The 17,065-nt window shown below is 72.3% G+C and carries 13 protein-coding genes; 3 read left to right on the top strand and 10 right to left on the bottom strand.

Annotated elements, in window-relative coordinates; genetic code table 11:
• Positions 1-8 precede the first annotated feature (8 nt).
• Positions 9-617 (top strand): DJ-1/PfpI family protein, encoded by a 609-nt coding sequence (locus ACFVXG_RS29945; protein WP_387931752.1) that lies wholly within the window; start codon positions 9-11, stop codon positions 615-617.
• Positions 618-626: 9 nt separating this feature from the next.
• On the opposite strand, the gene ACFVXG_RS29940 is transcribed toward ACFVXG_RS29945, so the two are convergent.
• From ACFVXG_RS29940 to ACFVXG_RS29905, 8 genes are all read right to left on the bottom strand, one after another.
• Positions 627-1,526: an alpha/beta fold hydrolase gene (locus tag ACFVXG_RS29940; protein WP_387931751.1), complete on the bottom strand. Its 900-nt coding sequence runs from the start codon at positions 1,524-1,526 to the stop codon at positions 627-629.
• A gap of 57 nt (positions 1,527-1,583) precedes the next feature.
• Positions 1,584-2,723: a glycosyltransferase family 4 protein gene (locus ACFVXG_RS29935; protein ID WP_387931928.1), complete on the bottom strand. Its 1,140-nt coding sequence runs from the start codon at positions 2,721-2,723 to the stop codon at positions 1,584-1,586.
• An 80-nt stretch (positions 2,724-2,803) separates the two neighbouring features.
• Positions 2,804-3,901, bottom strand: coding sequence for a fatty acid desaturase family protein (locus tag ACFVXG_RS29930; RefSeq protein ID WP_387931749.1), 1,098 nt, complete (start codon positions 3,899-3,901; stop codon positions 2,804-2,806).
• 239 nt (positions 3,902-4,140) lie between these two features.
• A complete protein-coding gene (locus ACFVXG_RS29925; RefSeq protein WP_387931748.1) occupies positions 4,141-6,792 on the bottom strand; it encodes a TIM-barrel domain-containing protein in 2,652 nt (883 codons plus the stop codon).
• A gap of 58 nt (positions 6,793-6,850) precedes the next feature.
• Complete coding sequence (locus ACFVXG_RS29920) at positions 6,851-7,702, bottom strand: carbohydrate ABC transporter permease (protein WP_387931746.1); 852 nt, start codon at positions 7,700-7,702, stop codon at positions 6,851-6,853.
• The gene (locus ACFVXG_RS29915; RefSeq protein ID WP_387931744.1) at positions 7,702-8,592 is read right to left on the bottom strand and encodes a carbohydrate ABC transporter permease; all 891 of its coding nucleotides are present in this window, start codon (positions 8,590-8,592) and stop codon (positions 7,702-7,704) included. Before ACFVXG_RS29915 ends, ACFVXG_RS29920 begins: the two co-directional genes overlap by 1 nt.
• A gap of 76 nt (positions 8,593-8,668) precedes the next feature.
• Complete coding sequence (locus ACFVXG_RS29910; protein ID WP_387931742.1) at positions 8,669-9,952, bottom strand: extracellular solute-binding protein; 1,284 nt, start codon at positions 9,950-9,952, stop codon at positions 8,669-8,671.
• A gap of 329 nt (positions 9,953-10,281) precedes the next feature.
• Positions 10,282-10,485, bottom strand: a complete 204-nt coding sequence (locus ACFVXG_RS29905; protein WP_387931740.1) for a hypothetical protein — start codon at positions 10,483-10,485, stop codon at positions 10,282-10,284.
• 345 nt (positions 10,486-10,830) lie between these two features.
• Between ACFVXG_RS29905 and ACFVXG_RS29900 the strand changes: the two genes are divergently transcribed.
• Positions 10,831-11,625, top strand: a complete 795-nt coding sequence (locus ACFVXG_RS29900) for a BTAD domain-containing putative transcriptional regulator (protein WP_387931738.1) — start codon at positions 10,831-10,833, stop codon at positions 11,623-11,625.
• Positions 11,619-15,422, top strand: a complete 3,804-nt coding sequence (locus tag ACFVXG_RS29895) for a BTAD domain-containing putative transcriptional regulator (protein ID WP_387931736.1) — start codon at positions 11,619-11,621, stop codon at positions 15,420-15,422. The genes ACFVXG_RS29900 and ACFVXG_RS29895 overlap by 7 nt, the downstream gene beginning before the upstream one ends.
• Here ACFVXG_RS29895 and ACFVXG_RS29890 read toward each other — a convergent pair.
• Both ACFVXG_RS29890 and ACFVXG_RS29885 read right to left on the bottom strand, forming a co-directional pair.
• Positions 15,360-15,854 (bottom strand): YcxB family protein, encoded by a 495-nt coding sequence (locus ACFVXG_RS29890; RefSeq protein WP_387931734.1) that lies wholly within the window; start codon positions 15,852-15,854, stop codon positions 15,360-15,362. The two genes, ACFVXG_RS29895 and ACFVXG_RS29890, sit on opposite strands and share 63 nt — an antisense overlap.
• Positions 15,855-15,967: 113 nt before the next feature.
• Entirely contained in the window at positions 15,968-17,059 is a 1,092-nt protein-coding gene (locus ACFVXG_RS29885; protein WP_387931733.1) for a DUF5937 family protein, read from the bottom strand.
• Positions 17,060-17,065 lie beyond the last annotated feature (6 nt).

Here is a 17,065-nt window from a genome sequence, read left to right as displayed (position 1 = left end):
GAGCCGTGATGCAGGTAGCCGTGGTCACGTTCGACGGGTTCAACGAGCTCGACAGCTTCATCGCGTCCGCGCTGATCAACCGGTGCCGCAAGGACGGCCTGGAGGCCTTCATCACCACGCCGACGCCGACGGTCACCTCGATGAACGGGGTGGCGGTGACCGGGCAGCGCCCGCTGGAGTTCGTGACCGAGGCCGACGCGGTGCTCATCGGTAGTGGGGTCAGGACCCGTGACGTGGTGGCCGACGACCGGCTGCTCCGCCTGCTGCCGCTCGACCCCTCGCGCCAGTTGGTCGGTTCGCAGTGCTCGGGCGCGCTGGTGCTGGCGCGCCTCGGACTGCTGGGCACCATGCCGGCCTGCACCGACGCGACGAGTCGGCCCTTCGTCGAGGCCGCCGGTGTCACCGTGCTGGACGCGCCGTTCCACGCCGAGGGGAACATCGCCACCGCGGGCGGGTGCCTGGCCTCCCAGTACCTGGCAACCTGGGTGATCACCCGGCTGCTGGGGGAGGACGCCGCCCGCGGCGTCCTCGACTACGTGGCCCCGGTGGGCGAGCAGCCGGAGACCGTCGAGCGCGCCCTGCACGCCGTCCGGTCGGGCCGGGCCGCGCTCCGCTGACCCGTCGAGTTAGATGCCCTGTAGGCACTCTGACGAGACGTCAGGTCGATTGGCGGCCCGGCCGGCGTCGCTGAGCAGGGCGCGGAAGGCGGTGGCGACCGGGCTCGGGCGTTCCTGCATGGCGACGTGGCCGGTGTCGGGGAGGGTGAGCAGGCGGGCGTCACGGAAGGCGGCGTAGGCGCGCGGGGCGAGCCGGAACGGGACGAGGCGGTCCTCCCGGCCGTAGACCAGCAGGGTGGGGGCGGTGATCCGGCGGGCCTGCTGCCAGGGGGAGGCGGCGCCGCGGTGCAGGGAGGTGCGCACCACCGCGCGCATGCCGGCGGGCAACATCCGTCCCGCGTGCGGGAGTTCGCTGCGGCGCAGGCGTTCGCGGGCCTCCGCCGCGCGCTGGTCGGGGCGGACCCGGGTGGGGTCCGCGTAGATCAGGCGGTAGAGGTCGTCCAGTTGGCGCTCCGGGCTCCGCTCGGCGAGCAGTCGGGCGTACAGGCGCGGGGCGCCAGGGAGGGCGAGCAGGGCCGCGCGCAGGGCCTGGGGCGGGGGGAGGGCGGGCAGCACGGGGGCGAGGAGGGTCAGGGTGGCGACCAACTCGGGCCGGTGGGCGGCGAGTCGGAGGGCGGTCAGGCCGCCGAGGGAGTTGCCGACCAGATGGACCCGGCGGTGTCCGGCGCGGTCGAGGTGGGCGGCGACGGCCGCGGCCTGGCCCTCGACCGTGACGACGCCGCCGGGCGGGGGCGCCGACCGGCCGTAGCCCGGGAGGTCGAGGGCCAGGCAGTGCACCGAGCCGCGCAACCGGTCGATCAGGGCGGCCCAGTTGTGGGTCCAGCCGCCCAGGCCGTGCAGGAACACGGCGGTGTCGGCGGCGGGTTCGGTGCTGGGGGTGTAGTCGGCGGCGAGGGGCTGCTGCTGCACGGGGGCCGGTTCTTTCGGGAGGGGGTGGCTTCGATTCGAGAGGCGTCGCGAGGTGGTTCAGCGCCGCAGCGGCCCGGCGGTCTCCGCGATGGCGAGGCGGTAGTGCCCGATCAGCCGGTCGCCGACCGCCTCCCAGCTGCGCTCGGACACGGCGGCGCGGCCCGCCCGGCCGAGGGCCGCCCGCAGGCCGGGGTCCCCGACGAGCCGTTCCACCGCCGTCCGGAACTCCTCGCCCGCGCCGGGCGGCACCAGGAAGCCGGTGCGCCCCGGGCGGACCAGGTCCAGTGGCCCGCCGGCCGCCGGGGCGACCACCGGCAGGCCGCTGGCCATCGCCTCCTGGAGCACCTGGCCGAAGGTCTCGTACGGCCCGGTGTGCGCGAACACGTCGAACGAGGCGTACAGCCGGGCGAGTTCGTGCCCGGTGCGAAGGCCGAGGAACACCGCGTCCGGCAGGGCGGCCTCCAGCGGGCCGCGGCACGGGCCGTCGCCGACGACGACCAGCCGGACGCCCGGGAGCCGGGAGGTCGCCGCCAGCCGGTCGACCTGCTTCTCGGCGGCCAGCCGGCCGACGTAGCCCACCAGCACCTCCCCGCGCGGGGCGAGCCGGCGGCGCAGGGCCTCGTCGCGGTGGCGCGGGTGGAACCGCTCGCGGTCCACCCCACGCGGCCACAGGTGGAGCCGGGGGATGCCGTGGGCGGCCAGCGCGCCCAGTGAGGCCTGGGACGGCGCCAGCGTGCGCGCGGCCGCGGTGTGGATGCGCCGCAGGATCCGCCAGGCCGTCCGGGCGCCGGCCTCGCCCGCGAAGGGGAGGTAGGTCCTGGCGTAGGCCGCCATGTCGGTCTGGAACACCGCCACGGCCGGGATCCCGGCCCGCCGCGCCGCGGTGGCGCCGGCCGCCCCGAGCGCGAACGGCCCGGCCAGGTGGACGACCTGGGGGCGGTGCCGGTCGATCGCGGCGGCCAACTGCCCGCCGGGGAGGGCGATCCGCACCTCCGGGTAGCCGGGCAGCGGCACGGACGGGACCCTGAGCACCCGGTAGCCGCCGACCCGTTCGGGGCCGCGCAGGGTGCGGGTCGCCGGGGCGACCACGAGGACGGCGTGGCCGCGGGCCGTCAGGTGCTCGGCGGTCCGCAGCACGCTGTGGGCGACGCCGTTGAGCTGCGGGGGGAAGGACTCGGTGACGATCAGGACGCGCAGCCGGCCGCCGTCGGGCCCGGGGGCGTCGGGGGCGTCGGGGGCGGCGGTGCGGGCCGCTTCCGCGGTGGACAGGACGCGGCTCACCGGACGGCCTCGTGCTCGGTCCGGGTGACGTCGCCGTCGGCCCGTGCATGGGGGACCGCCGCCGGGGCCGCGTCGACGGAGCGGCCGACCGCCCGCAGGTCCGCCAGGATCTCCCGGAACGAGTCGACGAGGCCCGCCTCGCTGTAGGCCAGGCCGACCTCCGCGCAGTAGGCGCGCACGATCCGCGAGGCCGGGCGCAGGGCCGCGATCGGCATGGCGGGGAAGAGGTGGTGCTCGATCTGGTAGCCGAGGCCGCCGAAGACGAAGTGGGTGAACCGTCCGGCGCGGAGGTTGCGGGAGGGCAGCACCTGGCGCCGGAGGTAGTCGGCGGGCGCCTCGTCCGGGCCGGTCATCGGCATGCCCTTGTGGTTGGGCGCGAAGATGCAGCCCAGGTACACGCCGAGCACGGCGCCGCACAGCACCGCGAAGGCGAGCGCCTGGAGCGGGGTGAGGACGGCCAGCAGCAGGCCCGCCGCGAGGGCGTAGTGCAGCACGGCGAGGGTCCGTTCCAGCACCGGGTGGCGGAGCCTTCCCCGGGCGAGGGTCACGGTGGTGGCGACGACCAGGCCGAGGGCCTGGAGGGAGAGCAGCGGGAAGAACAGCTCCGCCTGGTACTTGGCGACGGTCCTTCTCAACCCCCGTGTCCGGGCGGCCTGTTCGGCGGTGCGGACGAACAGGATGGCGTCGGCGGCCGGGTCGCGTCCGGCGCGGTTCGGGTGGGCGTGGTGGCGGTTGTGGTCGCTGACCCACCAGCCGTAGCTCATCCCGACGACGAGGTTGCCGAGCAGGATGCCCGCCAGGTCGGTGGCCCGGCGTCCGGAGAACACCGCGTGGTGCGCGACGTCGTGGCCGAGCAGCGCCAACTGGCCCAGGACCAGGGCGAGTACGGGCGCCAGGGCGAGTTGCCACCAGCTCGGGCCGAGCGCGGTGAACCAGGTCAGCAGCAGGGCGAGGGCGGCCAGCAGGGCGGTGGTCCGGCAGGTGTAGTACAGCGGGCGCTTGCGGAGCAGACCGGCCTCGGTGACCCGCCGGCGCAGCTCGGCGAAGTCGCCGGGCCGGGTCGTCGCGGCGGTCGGGGTGTCCTGCGGGGTCATGCCACCATCCCGGGCTCGGGTCGCTCCCGGCCGGTCGTGGCCGTGAAGTCACCCGTCCCGGGGCCACGGGGGTGGCCCCGGGACGGGGTGGCCTCACACTTCCGTACCCGACCGGCCGATGTCCCGGCCGGATCCGTGTCGCGGCCGGAATGGCCTCGAACGGGCTGCTGAGGGCCAGGGGCGTTCCGGCAGGAGTCCTAGCGTCGAGCGTTCTTGCGAGGCCTCCGGGGGATCGGTGGTCAGTGGATCAGGTGGAGGGAGAACCCGTCGTCGGTGGAGACCTGTGGGGTCTTGACGTGGGTGACGCCCGTCGCCCCGTCGTGGTACCAGCCGGAGTCGGCGGAGTCGAGGGCGGCGGCCGAGTCGAGCTCGGGCAGCGGGCCGCCCTGGGTGACGACCAGGCGCGGGGCGGACTGCCCGTGCACGGTGAACCGGTACGAGCGGGCCTCCGGCTTGCCGGTGTAACTCCCCTCGCTGGCACCGACCTCGACGCTGGTGACCGCTCCGTGCGCCCGCACGTCGACGCGCTGGGTGGCGGAGGACCCGGCGCCGTACTGGCGGGTGACGCCGTCGTCCTCGTACAGGGTGTACGAGGAGTCGCCCTGCGGGTAGAGGTCGTAGTCGAGTTCGGTGCGGTCGCGGTTCTGCCAGGACAGCGTGCCCTGCGGCCACATCGGCACGATCGAGCCGCCCTTGACGAACACCGGCAGGGTGTCGAGCGGGGCGGAGTAGTCGTTGACCGTGGTGGGGCCCTGGTAGGTGCGCCCGGTCCAGTAGTCGGTCCAGGTGCCCGCGGGCAGGTAGATGCCGTTGCGCACCGAGGTGTCGGAGTAGACCGGGGCGACCAGGAAGTCCGGCCCGGCGAGGAACTCGTACTCGGCGTCCGGGCCGAGCGCCGCCGGGTCGTGCGGGTACTCCAGGGCGAGCGGGCGGACGGCGCCGATGCCGGTGCGGGTGGCCTCGGCGGACAGGGTGTACATGTACGGCAGCAGGCGTTCCTTGAGCTGGAGGTACTTGCGGTTGATCGAGGTGTACGGCTCGCCGTCCAGCCAGGGCTGCTGGTCGCGCTGCTGCTTGCCGGTCATGTCCTTGGCCCAGCCGTCCATGGTCATGATGGTCGGCAGGAAGGCCTTCCACTGCAGGTCGCGGGTGTACATCTTGGGGTCGCGGCGGAAGATCGAGCCGACGTCGCCGGTGTCGTACGCGATGCCGGACATGGTGGCGCCCGCGTAGGTGGGGATCTGCCAGCGGATGTAGTCCCAGGACAGGCTCTGGTCGCCGCTCCACAGCACGCCGCAGCGCTGGGCGCCGGCCCAGGAGACCGGCAGCCAGACGAAGCCGCGGGCGTCGCTGTTGTCCTCGATGCCGGCCTTGGCCTGGTCGCAGGCGTTCAGCGCGAAGCCGTAGCCGTTGCCGACCCAGGCGACGTCGAGCTTGCGGACCCGGACCCCGGCCTTGACCTCCTCGGCCTGGTTGGGCAGGCCGTTCTGGGTCCACAGGCCGAGCTGGGCGTGGTCCTTGCGCAGGCCCTCGCCGGTCTGCGGGAGGTTCTCGTAGCCGCAGCCGTAGCCGTCGTTGACCAGCATCCAGCCGAGCGGCATCTGGTTCTGCACGTAGCCGTCGGCGACCTTGAGGGCGTCCGTGGTGTGGCGTTCGCCGCGGTTGGCGTTGTGCAGGTAGCAGTCGGAGTCGCCGGGCTCCAGGCCGTAGACCGGCGGCATGAAGGGCTTGCCGACCAGCGAGGTGTACTGGCCGATGACGGATTTGACGTCGCCGGTGAAGTAGTAGGCGTCCAGGCGCCGTTCCTGCTGCCCGGTGCGCACCGGCGCGCCGAAGTCGTAGATCCCGGGGGCGAAGGTGTTGCGGAAGACGCCGTAGCCGGCGCTGGAGACGTAGAACGGCTGGGAGTTGTTGTAGCCGCCCTCGTTCCAGTTGGTGCTGTTGGCGACGTGGACGGTCTGGTCGCGGTGCGAGAAGCTGCCGTTCTGCTCGCCGCCGCCGAAGAACTGCTCGTCGGCGCCGCGGGTCAGGCTCTGCCGCAGGCCGCTGGTGGACCAGCGCAGCGGGGCGTCCTCCTGCCAGATCGCGGTGCGGTTGTCGGCCTGGTAGAGGCCGAACCGCAGCGGGTGCTTGTAGACCCGCAGGACCACGTGGCCGGACCGGACGCCGTAGTAGTCGCCGGCGTCGAACGAGGAGGTGCGGGGCTGGAGTTCGGGCTGTTTAAGGATGATGGTGCTGCCCGCCGGGTCGGTGATGACCCCGTCCGGCGCGGCGCGCAGGCGCAGTTGGTCGTCGGCGAGGAAGTCGACCTTGGCCTTGAGGGTGCCCGCGGCGATGTCGTAGCTGCCCTTGCCTCCGCTGAAGGAGGTGAGGTCGCCCGCGTCGGCGGTCTGCGGCAGGTAGGCGCGGCCGGTGAAGGAGCCGCCGTGCACGTCGTACGGGACGACCAGCACGTGGTAGGTGCCGGAGGCCTTGGGGATCACCGTCGCCTCCGGGTCGGCGGTGCCCGCGCTCTCGGCGACCTCCTTGCCGTTGGCGTCGTAGACGTACAGGTCGAAGTCGTCGGTGGGGTTCTGCCACTGGATCGATATCGGGACGCCGCCCTCGGGGTTGTCGTCCCAGTAGCCGTTCGGGACGTTCACCGTCAGGTCGAAGCGGCCGCAGACCGCGCCGTCCGGGTCCTGGGCGACGGCCGGGCAGGAACTCGCCCCGCCGAGGGTGCCCTTGGGGTAGGCGGGGCTCTGCCAGCTGACGCTCTGGTGGCCGCTGTCCAGGACGGCGGCGGGCGGTCCGGCGGCGTGGGCTGGTACGACGGGACCGGCCACGGCGGCGAGGCTGGTCAGGGCCGCCGCGAGGGCGGCCCGGCGGAGGTGGGGTCGGAGCAGGCGCACGGGGGTTCTCCTGTCGACTCGGGGGTGACGTGGTGGCTCGACCTGCCTGTGCTGACCTCTACTTGACCGATCCGGCGGTCAGGCCGGAGACCACGTGCCGCTCGATCAGGGCGAACAGCACCACGACCGGCACGATCGCGACGACCGAACCGGCGAACAGGTAGTTCCACTGGACGGTGTAGTTGCCGATGAAGCTGTTGATGCCGACGGTCAGCGGCTGGCTGCCCGGATCGGTGGACAGCGTCAGGCCCATGACGAACTCGTTCCAGGCCGAGATGAAGGTGAAGATCACCGCCGTGACCACGCCCGGCAGGGCCAGCGGCAGCACGACCCGGCGCAGCGCCCCGACCCGGCCCAGGCCGTCGAGCATGGCGGCCTCCTCCAACTCCACCGGGATCGAGGAGATGTAGGCGGTGAGGATCCAGACCGCGAAGGCCAGGTTGAAGGCGGCGTTGCAGAGGATCAGCGTCCAGACCGAGTTGAGCATGGACAGCTGGTAGAACTCCCGGTAGAGGCCCACCAGCAGGGACGTCGGCTGGAACATCTGGGTGACCAGCACCAGCAGCAGGAACAGCCGGCGCCCCCGGTACCGCACCCGGGCGGTGTAGTACGCGGCGGGCAGCGCGACCAGCAGGGCCAGCAGGGTGGAGCCGCCGGCCACCAGCAGGGTGACCCGCAGGTTGCCGCCGAGCGTCGACTCCTGCCACACGCCGACGAAGTTGGACCAGGCGAAGTGCCGTGGCAGGTACGTCGCGTCGCGCAGCTCGTCGGCCGGGCGCAGCGCGGTGACCACCATCTCCAGGTACGGGAACAGGAAGACCGCCGCCAGCAGCCAGGCCGCCCCCGCGAGGGCCAGGGTGCGTGGCCTCCAACGACTTTGACGGGTCGTCAACTCTCCTCCCGGCTCCATCAACTCTCCTCCTGGTTCCACCGGCTGACCTTGAGGAAGGCCAGCACCATCAGCACCACGAGGGCGAAGTTGACCACCGACATCGCCGCCGACTCCCCGATGTCGGTGGACTTCAACTGGTACATGAACACCGTGCTGGTGGCCGTGTCGCTGCTCGGGCCGCCCTGGGTCATGCCCCAGATCACCGGGAAGGAGTTGAAGACGTTGATCAGGTTGATCACCAGCCCGACCAGGAACGCCGGGCGCAGCAGCGGCAGGGTGATCCGCCGGTACGTCTGCCAGGGCGAGGCACCGTCCACCCGCGCCGCCTCGTACACCTCGCCGGGGACGGTCTGCAGCCCGGCCAGCAGGGTGTAGGTGGTGAACGGGAGCGAGACGAACACGGCGACGAAGACCATCCAGGGCCAGGCCGTCGACGGGTCGCCCAGCCAGTCCCGGGGGCCGTCGACCAGCCCGAGGTCGGTCAGCAGGGTGTTCAGCACGCCCGCCGTCCGGTCCAGCATCCAGCGGAAGCCGATCGCCGTCATCAGCACCGACGCCGCCCACGGCGCGATCAGCGCCCAGCGGGCGTAACGCCGGCCCGGGAAGCGCTGGTTGAACAGCTGGGCCAGGGCGAGCGAGACCAGCATCGTCAGGCCGACCACGGCGAGGGTCCAGACCACGGTGGAGAGCAGGACGTGGCCGAGGTCCGCCTCGCCGAACAGCTTGCGGTACTTGTCCAGCCCGGCCGAGCCGCGGACGAAGCCGCTGGTGCTGACCCGCAGGAACGAGGTGCGGACCATCTCGTACACCGGCCACAGCACCACGGCGAGGATCAGCAGCACGGCCGGGGCGATCCACGGCAGCGGGCCGAACCGACGGCCTCTGCGCACAGGGGGGTTGGGGGTCACGGGGGCGCCTTTCACGGCTGTCGCTCGGCGTCGGCCGCCGCTCGGCGCCGGCCGGCACTCGGCTCGGGGTGAGGCGTCACTTGTTCGCGACCGCGTCCTGGGCCTTCTTCTGCAGGTCGCCGAGCACCTTGGCCGGGTCGCCCGAGACGGCGCTGCCGACGGACTTCTTGATCTCGGCCGAGACCGCGTCCCAGGTGGTGTCGCCCAGCGGGTAGAAGACGGCGTGCGGCAGCAGCGCGAAGAACGGCGCGATGTCCTGGTGCTTGCCCCCGGTGGTCAGTTCGCCCAGCGCGCTCTTGGTGACCGGCATCAGGTTGTACGTCTCGTCGAAGGCGACCTGGTTGCCCTTGGTGTACGCGAAGTCGAGGAACTTGCGGATCTGGTCGCGGTGCCCGTTCTTCTTGAAGGCCATCATCCAGTCCGCCACCCCGAGGGTGGAGGCCAGCGGGCCGTTCTTGCCGGGGATGGGCGCCACCCCGTAGTCGACCTTGCCGTCCTGGGCCATCTGGATCAGCGACGGGTGCCCGTTGAGCATGGCCGCCTTGCCCGCCGCGAAGTCGGCGAACGCGGTCTTGCGGTCGGTGGTGGCCGGGTTGGCGTAGGTCAGCCCCGGGTCGACCAGGTTGGACCTGAGCCAGCGGAAGGTGTCGATGTTCGCCTGGCTGTTCAGGGTGTACGCGCCGTCCTTGCCGGTCGGCCCGCCGTCGTCGCCCAGCTCCCAGATCATGCTCTCGCCCTGGGCCTCCTCCGGCCCGAGCGGCAGCGCGTACGGCGTGACCCCGGGCACCTTGGCCTTCACCAGCTCGGCGTCCTTGCGCAACTCCTCCCAGCTGGTGGGCGGTTGGCTGATCCCGGCCTGCTGGAACAGCGCCTTGTTGTAGAACAGGGCCCGCGCCGAGGACACGAACGGGATGCCGTACTGCACGCCCTTGACCTGGCCGGCCTCGGCGAAGCTGTCGATCAGATCGGCCCGGGTGTTCGGCGACAGCACGTCCTCCGCCTTGTACAGCAGGTCGTCGGCGACCTTGTCGGCGTACCCGCCGGTCTGCAGCACGTCCGGCACGTTGCCACTCTGGATCATCGTCTTGACCTGCTTGTCGATGTCGTTCCAGTTCACCACCTGGACGTCCACCTTGATGCCGGGGTTGGCCGCGGTGAAGGCGGTCGCGACCCCGTTCCAGTAGTTCTTCGAGCTGTTGGACTCCTTGTCGCCGTAGTCGGCGGCCACCAGCTTGAGCGTCACCTTCCCGTCGGCGTCCGCCCCACCACCCCCACCGCCCCCGCCGCCACTGCCACAGGAGGTGAGGGCGAGCGCCCCCAGGGCACACGCCGAGACGAGGGCCAGCACACGTTTGTCCACCGCAGATACCGCCTTCGTGCGTGCTTGATCGGATGATCCAAGATGCTTGAAGAACGCAGGTTTTGAGCAGTTTCGAAAGAGCAGCTTGCTGCTTCGGGTGGTTCATGTCAATCCTGCGCACAGTTTCGCGCATGACGGCCCCCGGCTCTCAGCTCGTCACCACCCGCTCTGCGCAGAAACGCTCAACCGGAGACCCTCAACCGGAGGTGCTCAACCGGAGCCGCACGAACTGCGAAACGGCCGAACCGCGCGACACCGGCCGGCTCCGTCGATGCGGAGCGCCGCGGTGCGCGCGGTTCGGGGACGAGCGGTGGTGCAGACGGAGCGGATCAGCCGGTGTGGCCCGCCGGGGCGGCGATCACCGAGAAGACGTACAGGATCGTGGGCAGCGCCCCGAGGAGCGTGACGACCACGGCCAGCACGGCCACCGGTCGCCGCGTGCCCCGCAGCATCCACACGAGGGAGCCCACCAGGGCGAAGAAGGTCAGGGCGACGACCCCGGCGGTGAGGAGAGCGGACGTCTGAACTTGCATGCGGCTCAGTCCCTTTGGCGTGAGTGTCCAGTCCGATTGGTTCCACAGCGCACGGCGGACGGAGCGGAGTCCGCGAAACCCCTTGGTAGGAGGGGTGAACCGTCCGGTCGTACGACGAAGCTGACGCTAGCTCACATCGGATTGCCCGCAACAGTGTTGGGGAAAGCACGAGAAGGCGAGATCCCTCGGGCTACCACCCCCGAGGGCTCCCACCTGCAACGGACGTCGGACTGGACAAGTCACACGGCGTCTGGATCCAGTATCCCCGCAAGGGCTAAACAAGAGCGAAACAGCCGCTCTGTCACGGCACTTAACGACCACTGAGTGCTCTGTTAATGTGCCTGGGTGGCGACAGACCTTCAGTTCCTCCTGCTGGGGCCGGTGAGCGCCCGCCGGGCCGGCACCCCGATCACCCTCGGGCCGCCGCAGCGACGGGCCCTGTTGGCACTGCTCCTGCTCGCCCGCTCACAGGCCGTCCCGGTCGCCGTGATCCGGGACCGGCTGTGGCCGGCGGGCGCGCCCGCCACCGCCATCGATGCCATCCAGGTCCATGTCCACCACCTGCGTCGACAGCTCAGGGAGCACACCCCGGCCGGCGCCTCGGTACCCGAACTGGCCGGCTATCCGGGGCACTCCCGCGAACAGGCCAGCTACGCCCTGTACATCGACGCCGAGGCGGTCGACGCGCTCGTCTTCCAACGGCGGGCCGACCGGGGGCGGGAACTGGAGGACAAGGGCGACTACAAAGGGGCCCTGGAGATGTGCATCACCGCCCAGTCCCGCTGGCGCGGTGAACCCCTGGCGGACCTGGAACCCACCCCCTACGTACGGGCGATCCGCCAGGGGCTGGTCGACCTCTGCCAGGACGTCCGGACCAGGGCGGCCCGGGTGCGGATGAGGACCGGTGCCGTGTCCGACGCCGTCATCGACCTCCAGCAGCTCAACCTCGAACACCCGGGCAACGACGTCATCGTGGTGCTGCTCTCCACCGCGCTCTTCCTGACCGGCTCCCGCCGGCGCGCCCTCGCGCTCCTCGACGAGGAAGTGGCGCGTTGGGAGCAGCAGTACGCGCGGGTGCCGGAACAACTGCTGCGGCAACGCGAACGGATCCTCTCCGGCGCGCTGGAGGAGGAATGGTGACGGTCGAAGCCCGTCTGCTCGGGCCCGTGACGCTGGCCGTCGACGGCGTGGCCATGCGGGCCGGAGGCGCCAACGGCCGGGCCCTGCTCGCCGCCCTGCTGCTCACCCCCGGGCAGCCGGTCGACGTCGAACAGCTCGTCCTCGACATCTGGGGCGATGACGCCTCGATGAACGCCCGGGCGCAACTGCACTCCCTGGTGAGTCGACTGCGAGGCGAACTACGCACGATCGGCGCTCCCTTGACCGTCACCCGACACGCGCGGCTGGAGAGCTACGCACTCGACATCACCCCCGACGCCGTGGATGCCACCCGGTTCCGGGCACTGACCGCCGAGGCCGGCGAAGTCCTTGCCGAAGGACGACCGGGGCCGGCGTCCGCTCTGCTCCAACGCGCACTGGATTGCTGGAGCGGACCGGCCCTGGGCGGCGTGCGGACCCACGGGCGGCTGGAGACCGAACGGCGCCGACTGGAGGAACTGCGCCTGGAGGCACTGGCCCTGCGCATCGATGCTCACCTGCGGGACGGCCGGGCGGAGACGGTACTCCCGGAGCTGCGGGCACTGGTGGCCGAGTTCCCCGAACACGAACGGTTCCGGGCCCAACTCGAGGAAGCCCTGGAAGAGTCCGGCCGGGCCGCCCAGGCCTGGGGGCTGCGACAGGGGCAGCCGGGCGGTCGCCCGGCGGAGGAGGCGGGCCCGGCAGCGGGCGAACCCGTAACCCGGTCGGCTGCGCCGGCTGTCCGGGTCGCTCCGGCGCCGTCCGCCCAGGAAGAGCCCCGGATCTCGTTGCTGGGACAGGTCCAGGCCTGGCGGGGAACGACCTCGCTCTCGCTCGGCTCACCCCAGCAGCAGGCAGTGCTCGCGATGCTCGCCGCACAGCTCGGCCAGCCGGTGTCGACCGAGGAACTGGTCGAGGGCCTCTGGGGCGACCGGCCCCCGCCGCAGGCCGTCGCCGCGCTACGGACGTACGTCTCACGGCTTCGGTCGGTCCTGGAGCCCGTACGAGAGGTGCGCCGGCCCCCGAGCCGGCTCGTCAGCAGGAACGACGGCTACGTGTTGCGTCTGCCGAGGCAGTCCGTCGACCTCCACGTGTTCGAGGACGGACTCGCCGAGGCCAGGTCGACCCGTGCGGCGGGAGATCACGCCGGTGCCGTCCGGGAGGCCACGGCAGCGCTGGGCCTGTGGGAGGGCCGCCCGTTCGTGGGCTTGCCCGGGCCCAGGATCGACGCGCTGCGGCTCAGGCTGCTGGAGAGCTGGGTCGCCGGACAGGAGCTCCGGTTCGAGTCCCAACTGGCTCTGGGGGCCGGTGCCGAGATCGTCGCCGAGCTCACCGAGCTGGCCGGCGAACACCCGTTGCGCGAGCGGCTGCGCGAGCTGCTGATGGTCGCGCTCTACCGGGCCGGGCGCCAGGCCGAGGCCCTCGGCGTCTACGCCGACACCCGGAAGCTGCTGATCGACGAACTCGGCGTCGAACCGGGAGCCGGGCTGGCCGCCGTGCACTCCCGAGTCCTCGCTGCCGACCCTTCGCTCCTCGCCGACCCGGCCTCGGGCCCCCTCCGCCCGGAGTCCGAGGCCCTCCAGCCTCCGCCGCCCCCGGCGCAACTCCCCGCGTCGGTCGCGGACTTCACCGGGCGCGCCGATCTGCTCGCCTCCCTGACGGACGCCTTGCGACGGGGTAGCGGACTGGCGGTGTGGGTGCACGTGCTGTGCGGGATCGGCGGGGTGGGGAAGACCACGTTGGCCGTGCATGCCGCCCACGACGTCCGGGCCGACTTCCCGGACGGTCAGCTGTTCGCGGATCTGCGCGGCGCCGGTTCGAGCCCAGCCGATCCGACGGCCGTGTTGGGCGACTTCCTCTACGCACTCGGCGTGCACGAGCCCCCGGACTCGCACGAGCAGCGCGCCGCGCTCTACCGATCTCTGCTGGCCGGCCGGCGGGTGCTCGTCGTGCTGGACAACGCCCGGGACGCCGACCAGGTACAGCCGCTCATCCCCGGCGTGCCCGGCAGCGCGGTTCTGGTCACCAGCCGCTCGCGGCTGTCCGAGGTGTTCGGTGCGTCCTTCTGGGACGTGGAGGAAATGACCCCCGAAGAGGCCTTGGCGCTGTTCGCCGCCATCGTGGGCGAGGCCAGGGTCGCCGCCGAACCGGAATCCACTCTCGCGGTGGTCAGCTCCTGCGGGCTCCTACCGCTCGCCGTGCGGATCGCCGCCGCCAGGCTGGCCAGCCGGCCGCGCTGGAGCGTCGCCGACCTGGCGCGGCGGCTGGCCGACCAGCGTCGTCGGCTCGCTGAACTTCAACTCGGGAACCTGGCGGTGGAGACCACGCTCGGATTGGGTTACGGCCAGCTGGCCCCGGAGGAAGCGCGCGCCTTCCGCCTGTTCTCCCTGACCAACTCGCCCGACCTGCCGCTGTTCGCGGCCTCGGCCCTGCTGGACCTGCCGGAGGAGTCCGCTGAGGCCCTGGCCGAAAGCCTGACCGAGGCGAACCTGCTGGACAGCCACGCCCCCGGGCGCTACCGCTTCCACGACCTGCTGCGGCTCTACGCGCAGCGGCAGAACGAGCGCATCGGCGACGCCGACGAACAGGAGGCCGCGCTGCGTCGGCTGCTGGACCTGCTGCTCGCCACCGCGTGCGCTGCGGTGCGGGAGCTGGAGCTCGATGACGAACTGCCCGATCCCCTCTACGGCCCGCCCGTCCCCCCTCTCGCGCTGGCGGGCGGGAGCCGAGGCGTCCGGGACTGGCTCATCGCCGAGCGACCCCTGATCCTCGGCGCCGTCGATGCCGCGTGTTCCGGGAACGGGCCGGTGCTCCCGGCGGTGGAACTCGTCGTCGCGCTCCATGAGCTGCTCGAGGACTGGGGGCCGACCCAGCAGTTGAGGGCGGTCCTCGAGCGTGTGGTACAGCACGAGAGCGATCCCGCCCTGCTGGCTCGGATCCGGTACGTGCAGGGCGACTTGTGCGCGTGGGCGGGGCAATTCCGGGAAGCCGAGGTGGCCTACCGGCAGAGCCTCGATCACCTGGGGCCGGAGGACGGGACCCGGCTGCGGGCCATCGTGTCCCTCCGGCTCGCCGTCGTGCTCAGCACCACCGACCGGTCCGGCGACGTACTGCCGCTCTTCCAGGAGGCACTGGAGATCAGCCGGAGCGCCGGAGCTGCCGTGATCGAGACCCGCATCCTGGCCAACATGGCCAGGGCCTATGTGCGATCCGGGCAGCCCGGAGCAGGAATCCGGTCGGCCCGGGCCGCGGTCGAGGCGGCCCGGGCCACGGGCAGCGCGGTGGCCCTTGCCCATGCGCTGTACCAGCTCGGCGTTTCGCTGGCCACGATCGGAGCGCCGGGCGAAGCCGTCGACTGCCTGCGCGAGGCACTGATGCTGTACCGGTCCCAACAGATCCAGATCTGGGAGGGCTACTCGCTCGCCCGCCTGGCGGCCGCCCTGCTGGCCGTGGACCGGACCCCGGAGGCCGCCGAAGCCGCCGCCGAGGCGCTCGCCCTCGCAGAGGGGCTGGACGCCGCCTACTGCCAGGGCCTCGCCGGCGCGGCCCTCGGGGAGGCCCTGCTGCGCCTGGACCGGCCGACGGAGGGACTGGCCCGGCTCGAGGAGGCGCACGACGTCTTCGCCCGCCTCGGCGTGCCCGAGGCCGCCGCGGTGCGCGAGCTCGTGCAGCGCGCCCAGGGCCCGGCGGGGTTCCAACCCATCGGTCCTGCAAAGGAGTTCGCACTCCGGGCGGGATCAGCCGAAGGGGAGGTACCAGGGGCGCTTGAGCGGCGGCAGCCGGTCGGCGAAGAAGGCTGAGACCTGGGCGAGTTGGGCCTCGTCGAAGGCGTGCTGGGGGAGGAAGGCGACGGCCTTGTTGGTCTGCTGCAGGTACCAGAAGCCGGAGCGCGCGGTCACCTGGCGGTAGGCGCTCCAGGCGACCTCGGCCTGGCTGACGGCGGTGGTCAGGGCGTAGTTCTGTTCGGTGATCCGTACGGTCCAGGGCTCGGCGAGCAGCGGAGCGCTCTTCCGGGCGGCCTGGCGGACGACAGCCAGTTCGACGAAGGCGAGGAGCGCCGGGCCGAAGATCATCAGCCAGATCTTCGGCTCGGCATCGATGACCAGGGTGAGCAGGCCGATCAGGAAGAACAGGACGCCGAAGACCGACATCCCCCGGGCCGCCGGGCTGTTGCGTATCGCTCTTCGGAAGTCGGCCTCGGTCAGCCGGAACTGGGCGGTGATGTCCATCATGATCGTCAAGATCCCACGTCCGGCGCGGGCCCGTCCAACGGCTTTGCGCCCGGCCGCCGCCGAGGTGGGCGCTGCGGGCGCCCCGGGCCACCGCCGGCGGGGGCGGGTGGGGTTCAGCGCAGCACGGACTCCAGGAAGTCGCTGCCGATCCGGGCCACGACGGAGATGTCGAGCTGGTGGAGGACGTAGCGGCCCCGGCGGCGGGTGACGAGGAGCCCGGCCTTCCGCAGGACGGTGAGGTGGCGGGAGATCTCGGGGGCGGTGAGGCCGTACGCGTCGGCCAGTTCGTTGGTCGAGTACGCGGCGCGGGCCAGGCTGCGGCACAGGTTCATCCGCATCGGGTGGGTCAGCGCGTCCAGGCGCAGCCTGACCGCCTCCACGGGCTCGGCGCCGCCGATCTCGTGGGCCGCGGCCGGGTACTGGATCACGGGCTGCCAGCCCGGCCCGTACAGGGTGAACAGGTGCGGCCAGCCGAAGACGCTGGGCAGCAGGGTGACGGCGGTGCCGCGGGCGTCGGTGCGGCCGTGCACGAGCTTGTCGACGACGATGCGGCTGCCGTGCTCGTCCTCCTCCAGGCTCAGCGCGGGTGACGCCGCCGTGAGGGCCTCCGCCAGGCCCTTGCGGCGCAGCAGTTCGGTCTTCTGCTGGGCGTCGGCGGCGAGTTGGACGCGGACCCGGCGCCAGGTGTCGGCGAAGAACGCCCGGTCGCAGTCCTCCAGGAGGCGCCGGATCCACGCCCGGGTGCCGGTGGGGTCGTCGAGCATCCGCTCGACGAACGCCGCCTGGTGCGGGCCGCGGGCCGCCGCCAGGTCGAGCGCGCGGCGCCGTGACCACGCGTCGACCAGGGGCGACGGCAGGCCCTTGGGGTAGTGGGTGGTGCTGCAGGAGATCTCCAGGGCCGCGCCGACGAACCTCTCGTCCGGCATCCGGTCGAGGTCGTCCAGTTCCTCGGCGAGGGTCTGCCGGGGCCGTGCGGGCATCAGGAAGTCGGAGCGCGTCGAGCGCCACATGAAGTCGGCCTCCAGCATCCGGCCGGCCAGTTCCGGTTCGAGGGCGCCGGAGGTCGCCGTCGTCCACGCGTGCAGCCGGGGGTGGTGGGCGGGCTCGGCGAGCGCGTGCAGCGCGTTGCCGAGTTCGGCCAGCGGCGAGGGGTGGAAGGCGATCCGCTCGTGCGGCAGTCCGGTGATGTCGATGGTCACGCTCACCCTCCT

The organism is Kitasatospora sp. NPDC058162, from assembly GCF_042884005.1.
In the GTDB taxonomy this organism is placed as follows: Bacteria; Actinomycetota; Actinomycetes; order Streptomycetales; family Streptomycetaceae; genus Kitasatospora.
This window is presented reverse-complemented; position numbering and strand designations above follow the sequence as displayed.

Excerpts from the sequence above, each read along its gene's own strand:
- ACFVXG_RS29945 (WP_387931752.1), top strand. The coding sequence starts at position 9 with ATGCAGGTAGCCGTGGTCACGTTCGACGGGTTCAACGAGCTCGACAGC.
- ACFVXG_RS29930 (WP_387931749.1), bottom strand. The coding sequence starts at position 3,901 with ATGACCCCGCAGGACACCCCGACCGCCGCGACGACCCGGCCCGGCGAC.
- ACFVXG_RS29920 (WP_387931746.1), bottom strand. The coding sequence starts at position 7,702 with ATGGAGCCGGGAGGAGAGTTGACGACCCGTCAAAGTCGTTGGAGGCCA.
- ACFVXG_RS29905 (WP_387931740.1), bottom strand. The coding sequence starts at position 10,485 with ATGCAAGTTCAGACGTCCGCTCTCCTCACCGCCGGGGTCGTCGCCCTG.
- ACFVXG_RS29895 (WP_387931736.1), top strand. The coding sequence starts at position 11,619 with ATGGTGACGGTCGAAGCCCGTCTGCTCGGGCCCGTGACGCTGGCCGTC.
- ACFVXG_RS29890 (WP_387931734.1), bottom strand. The coding sequence starts at position 15,854 with ATGATGGACATCACCGCCCAGTTCCGGCTGACCGAGGCCGACTTCCGA.